We start from the raw sequence: 5516 nt of genomic DNA, 5'->3' as shown, positions 1-5516 counted from the left end.
CGCCACGCGCTGCTGTTCGCCGCCCGACATCTGGCTGGGGTAGTGGTGCGCGCGGGAGGCGAGGCCGACGGCGGCAAGCTCCGCCTCCGCCCGCTCGAAGGCGTCGCGGTGGCCGGCGAGCTCGAGCGGCGTCGCCACGTTCTCGAGCGCGGTCATCGTCGGAATGAGGTGGAAGGACTGGAACACGACGCCCATATGTTCGCGGCGGAACCGGGCGAGCTGGTCCTCGTTCATCGCGGTCAGGTCGCGGCCGAGCGCCTCGACCCTGCCGCCGGTGGCCCGCTCGAGCCCGCCCATCAGCATGAGGAGCGACGACTTGCCAGACCCCGAAGGACCCGTCAGCGCCACCGTCTCGCCGCGCGCGATGTCGAGCGATATGCCGTGCAGGATGTCGACGGCGCCCGCGTTGCCGTCGAGGGTGAGCCGCGCGTCGCGCAGGGAAAGGACGGTTTCTGCCATGACTGAACGCCTCGGTTCACTTTTCTCAGGGGCATATGGTGCCTTGGCCGGTATCGGCAAGGCGGCCGCGCTGGCGCTTCTGGTCGCGGGACCGGCGCACACGCAGGAGGAGACCGTGACGCTCGTGGCGCTGGGCGACAGCCTCACGCAGGGCTACGGCCTGATCGACGGGCAGGGCTTCGTCCCGCAGCTCCAGGCCTGGCTTCGGGCGCGGGGACATGACGTCGAGGTGCAGAACCACGGCGTCTCGGGCGACACGACGGCGGGTGGGCTCGCGCGCGTCGGCTGGGCGCTGGGGCCGGAGGCGGATGCGATGATCGTGGCGCTGGGCGGCAACGACCTGTTGCGCGGCATCCCGCCCGAGGCCGCGCGCGCCAACCTCGACGGCATCCTCGCCGAGGCCGAGGCGCGGGGGCTGCCGGTCCTGCTCGTGGGCCTCACGGCACCCGGGAACTACGGGCCGGAGTACAAGGCCGCCTTCGACGCGATGTATCCCGAGCTCGCCGCGCAATACGGCGCGATCCATGTCGAGAGCTTCCTCGGCGCGCTCGAGGCGGCGGCCGAGAGCGATCGGAACGCCGCGATCGCGCGCTACATGCAGCCCGACGGCCTCCACCCGAGCGCCGAGGGTGTCGCGCTGATCGTCGAGGCGCTGGGCCCTTCGGTCGAGGACCTGCTGGAGCGGGTGGACCCGCCGTCCTGACGCCGCGCGTTCAGGAGGTGGCTTGCCCTCGCCGCCTGTCCCGGTAGGCTCGGGGGCAAGAAGACAGGGAGGTTCTCCATGACCCAGGTTCTGGCCATCGACCAGGGCACCACGTCCACGCGCGCCATCGTCTTCGACGGCGGGCTCGGGCCCGTCGCCAGCGAGCAGGAGGAATTCACCCAGCACTACCCGGCCTCGGGCTGGGTCGAGCACGACCCCGAGGAGATCTGGGCCACCACCCTCTCGACCGTCCGCGCCGCGCGGGGCAAGGCGCCGGGGCCCGTCGCCGCCATCGGCATCACCAACCAGCGCGAGACCGTGGTGATCTGGGACCGCGAGACGGGCAGGCCCATCCACAACGCCATCGTCTGGCAGGACCGCCGCACCGCGCCGCTGACCGCGCGCCTGCGTGCCGAGGGGCACGAGCCGCTGGTGCGGAAGAAGACCGGCCTCCTCCTCGACCCGTATTTCTCGGGCTCGAAGGTCGCGTGGCTGCTGGAGAACGTGGAGGGCGCGCGCGAGAAGGCGGAGGCCGGGAAGATCGCCTTCGGCACGGTGGATTCCTGGCTCATCTGGAAGATGACGAACGGAAAGCGGCACGTGACGGACGCCACGAACGCCGCGCGGACGCTGCTCTACAACATCCGCGAAGGGCGCTGGGACGAGGATATCCTGAAGCTCCTCGACATTCCCGCCGCGATCCTTCCGCAGGTTCTGGATACCGGCGCGGATTTCGGCACGGCGGAGGCGGAGCATTTCGGTGACGCGATCCCGATCCTCGGCGTCGCGGGCGACCAGCAGGCGGCGACGCTGGGGCAGGCCTGCTTTCAGCCGGGGATGCTCAAGTCCACCTATGGCACCGGGTGCTTCGCCCTCCTGAACACCGGCGACACGCTCGTCGAGAGCCGCAACAGGCTCCTCGGAACCATCGCCTACCGCTTCGACGGGAAAGTGACCTACGCGCTCGAGGGCTCGATCTTCATCGCGGGCGCGGTGGTCCAGTGGCTCCGCGACGGGCTCGGCATCATCGGCAGCGCGGCCGAGAGCCAGGAGCTCGCCGCCAAGGCCGACCCGGGGCAGCAGCTCTATCTCGTGCCGGCCTTCACCGGGCTCGGTGCGCCCTACTGGGACCCCGATTGCCGGGGTGCGATCTTCGGCATCACGCGCAACACCGGCCCCGCCGAGATCGCGCGGGCGGCGCTCGAGTCGGTCGGCTACCAGACGCGCGACCTCTACGAGGCGATGGCCGCCGACTGGGACGGCGCGGGCAGCGGCAACGTGCTGCGCGTCGACGGCGGCATGACGGCGTCGGACTGGTCGATGCAGTTCCTCGCCGACATCCTCGGCGCGCCGGTGGACCGGCCCAAGGTGCTGGAGACGACGGCGCTGGGCGCGGCCTGGGTCGCGGGGATGCAGGCGGGCGTCTACCCCGGCTTCGACGAGTTCGCGAAGTCCTGGGCCGTCGAGCGCGAGTTCCACCCGCAGATGGACGAGGCCGAGCGCGCGCGTCGCTATGCCGGCTGGAAGGACGCCGTCGCGCGCACGCTGTCGTCCCGTGACTGAGCGGCCGACCCTCCGCGCGGCGCTGGCGCAGATGCGCTCGGCCGACACGCACGCCGAGAACATCGCGAGCGTGACGGACCTCGCCGCTCGGGCAGCGGGGCAGGGGGCGGAGCTTCTGTGCCTGCCGGAGGTCGCGGGGTTGATGAACCGCAACGCCGAGGTCGCGCGCACCCAGGTCGTCGCGGCGGAAGCCGATCCCTACATCGCCGCCTGCCGGGAGCTTGCCGCGAAGCACGGTCTCTGGGTCCACATCGGCTCCACCCCCGTTCTCGGGCCGGACGGGCGGTTCCTGAACCACTCGGCGGTGATCGATGCGACGGGAGCGATCCGGGCGGAGTACGACAAGGTCCACCTCTTCGACGTGGCGATCGAGGGGCAGGCGCCCATCGGCGAGAGCAAGCGCTTCGCGCCCGGCGAGGCGGCGGTGATGCTCGACACGCCCTGGGGGCCCTTCGGCCTGTCGATCTGCTACGACCTGCGCTTTCCCTGCTTCTACCGCCGCTACGGGCAGGAGGGGGCGACGATCATCTTCATCCCCTCGGCGTTCACGGTGCCCACGGGGCGCGCCCACTGGGAGGTGCTGATCCGCGCCCGCGCCATCGAGACGGGGGCCTTCGTCCTGGCCGCGGCGCAGGCGGGCGAGCATGCCGACGGGCGCGAGACCTGGGGCCATGCGCTGGCCGTCGATCCCTGGGGGGGCGTGCTGGCCGATCTCGGGCGGGAGGCGCCGGGCCTGGCGGTGGTCGACCTCGACCTCGCCATGGTCGAGGCGGCGCGCCGTCAGATCCCGGCGCTGAAGACGGGCCGGGACGTGCCGCTGAAGCGCCTCTAGCGGCGAGATCCAAAGCGATGGTTCGTCCCGCTGACCCGTCTCGGGAGGGCTGCCTCCCCACGCCAGGTCTAGAGTTCGGGAGCGCCGATCAGCCGGTAGCTCACCGCCTCGGCCACGTGCGGGGTCGAGACGGTCTCGACCTCGTCGAGGTCGGCGATGGTGCGCGCCAGACGCAGGATGCGGTGATAGCCCCGCGCCGAGAGGCGGAAGCGCTCCGCCGCCTTGAGGAGCAGCGCCTTGCCCTCCGCGTCCGGCGTGGCGATCCGGTCGAGGAGCGCGCCCTCCGCATCCGCATTGACCCGGGCCGCAGCCCCCAGCGCGGCAAAACGGTCCGTCTGGATCGTGCGCGCGGCGCGGACGCGCAGGGCGATGGCCGCCGATGTCTCGCCCCCCGCCGGCGCGTCGAGGTCGCGGTACGAGACGGCGGGCACCTCGATCCGGAGGTCGAAGCGGTCCATCAGCGGCCCCGAGATGCGCGAGAGGTAATCCTGCCCGCAGACCGGCGCCCGCCCGCAGGCCTCGTTGGCGTCGTAGAGATGCCCGCAGCGGCACGGGTTCGCCGCGGCGACCAGAAGGAAGCGGCAGGGGTATTTCACGTGGGCATTGGCCCGCGCCACGACGACCTCGCCCGTCTCGATCGGCTGGCGCAGCGTCTCCAGGACGGCGCGCGGGTATTCCGGGAACTCGTCGAGGAAGAGGACGCCGTTGTGGGCGAGCGAGATCTCGCCCGGCTTGGCACCCCGCCCGCCGCCGACGATGGCCGGCATGGAGGCGGTGTGGTGCGGCGCGCGGTAGGGGCGCGTGCGGGAGATGCCGCCTTCATCCAGGAGCCCCGCGAGCGAGTGGATCATCGAGGTTTCCAGCGCTTCGGGCGCCGAGAGCGGCGGCAGGAGGCCGGGCAGGCGCGCCGCCAGCATCGACTTGCCCGAGCCGGGCGAGCCGATCATCAGGAGGTGGTGGCGTCCCGCTGCCGCGATCTCGAGCGCGCGCTTGGCCCGCTCCTGCCCGCGCACCTCCGAGAGGCAGCCCGAAACCGGCGTCTCCAGGACCTCGCCCGGCCGCGCGGGCTCGAGCGGCGCCCGCTCGGTCAGATGCGCGATCAGTTCCGCGAGGCTCGCCGCCGCGAAGACGGGCGTGGCGCCGACCCAGGCGGCCTCCGCCCCGCAGCCGGCCGGACAGAGGAGCACGCGCCCGTCCTCGCCCGCGGCGAGCGCGGTCGGCAGCGCCCCGAGCACCGCCACCAGCCGCCCGTCGAGCGACAACTCGCCCAGCGCCATGCAGTCGGCCACGCGGTCGGGCGGCACGATGCCGATGGCGGCGAGCAGCGCGAGCGTGATCGGCAGGTCGAAATGCGAGCCTTCCTTGGGCAGGTCGGCGGGCGAGAGGTTCACCGTGATGCGCTTCGAGGGCAGCGCGATCGCCATGGCCTGGAGCGCGGTGCGCACCCGCTCCCGCGCCTCGGACACCGCCTTGTCGGGCAGGCCCACGACCGAGAAGCCGGGCAGGCCCGGCGTCACGGCGCACTGCACCTCGACCCGCCGCGCCTCGAGCCCCTCGAAGGCGACGGTATGGCAGAGCGCGACGCTGTCGGGCCGGGGTCCGTCGAACATGGTTAACGGATACGGCCCAAGCGTTTACGAATCGTAAACCGGCGCCCCGTGGATCGCCATGAACCGCGGCCAGGCCTCCGGGTCGGCCACGGTCTTGTCCCGGCAGAAGGCGTTGCAGAAGCCGTAGATGCGCCCGCCGATCTCGGCGAGGTGGGTGGGAGGCTTGCCGGAATAGGGACAGGCGGCGTTCGCGGGCGCGCCCTCCGCGACCGCGCGCGCGGAAATCGTCGGCGGCGCGGGGAAGGGGGCGCGCGCGAGCGGCATCTCGTATTGCGGCAGGTCCGGCCCCTCGGCGGCACCCGTCGCCCGCCAGCGGCGGAAGTCGGGATGGGCGAGCATCCGCTCCACG

The 5516-nt window shown here is 72.4% G+C and carries 5 protein-coding genes and 1 pseudogene; 3 read left to right on the top strand and 3 right to left on the bottom strand.

From position 1 onward, the window contains the following. A partial coding sequence (locus tag ACTS11_RS14300; RefSeq protein WP_442640976.1) for an ABC transporter ATP-binding protein occupies nucleotides 1–459 on the bottom strand: 459 nt, incomplete at its 3' end. Here ACTS11_RS14300 and ACTS11_RS14295 point away from each other — a divergent pair. From ACTS11_RS14295 to ACTS11_RS14285, 3 genes are all read left to right on the top strand, one after another. Beyond that, nucleotides 458–1162: an arylesterase gene (locus tag ACTS11_RS14295; protein ID WP_442640975.1), complete on the top strand. Its 705-nt coding sequence runs from the start codon at nucleotides 458–460 to the stop codon at nucleotides 1160–1162. The two genes, ACTS11_RS14300 and ACTS11_RS14295, sit on opposite strands and share 2 nt — an antisense overlap. 78 nt (nucleotides 1163–1240) lie before the next feature. Beyond that, nucleotides 1241–2725, top strand: coding sequence for a glycerol kinase GlpK (gene glpK, locus ACTS11_RS14290; protein WP_442640974.1), 1485 nt, complete (start codon nucleotides 1241–1243; stop codon nucleotides 2723–2725). Then, nucleotides 2718–3557 (top strand): carbon-nitrogen hydrolase family protein, encoded by an 840-nt coding sequence (locus ACTS11_RS14285; RefSeq protein WP_442640973.1) that lies wholly within the window; start codon nucleotides 2718–2720, stop codon nucleotides 3555–3557. Before glpK ends, ACTS11_RS14285 begins: the two co-directional genes overlap by 8 nt. Before the next feature lie 68 nt (nucleotides 3558–3625). Here the strand turns inward: ACTS11_RS14285 and ACTS11_RS14280 are convergent, their stop codons facing one another. Together ACTS11_RS14280 and ACTS11_RS14275 are read right to left on the bottom strand one after the other, a co-directional pair. After that, nucleotides 3626–5167 (bottom strand): YifB family Mg chelatase-like AAA ATPase, encoded by a 1542-nt coding sequence (locus tag ACTS11_RS14280; protein WP_442640972.1) that lies wholly within the window; start codon nucleotides 5165–5167, stop codon nucleotides 3626–3628. Between the two features lie 24 nt (nucleotides 5168–5191). Then, nucleotides 5192–5516, bottom strand: a pseudogene (locus ACTS11_RS14275) (glutathione S-transferase); the annotation flags it as partial.

It is taken from the genome of Roseicyclus sp. (genome assembly GCF_052168335.1).
In the GTDB taxonomy this organism is placed as follows: domain Bacteria; phylum Pseudomonadota; class Alphaproteobacteria; order Rhodobacterales; family Rhodobacteraceae; genus Roseibacterium.
This window is presented reverse-complemented; position numbering and strand designations above follow the sequence as displayed.

Coding starts and splice junctions, on each gene's coding strand:
- ACTS11_RS14280 (WP_442640972.1), bottom strand. CDS start 5,167: ATGTTCGACGGACCCCGGCCCGACAGCGTCGCGCTCTGCCATACCGTC.
- ACTS11_RS14295 (WP_442640975.1), top strand. CDS start 458: ATGACTGAACGCCTCGGTTCACTTTTCTCAGGGGCATATGGTGCCTTG.
- glpK (WP_442640974.1), top strand. CDS start 1,241: ATGACCCAGGTTCTGGCCATCGACCAGGGCACCACGTCCACGCGCGCC.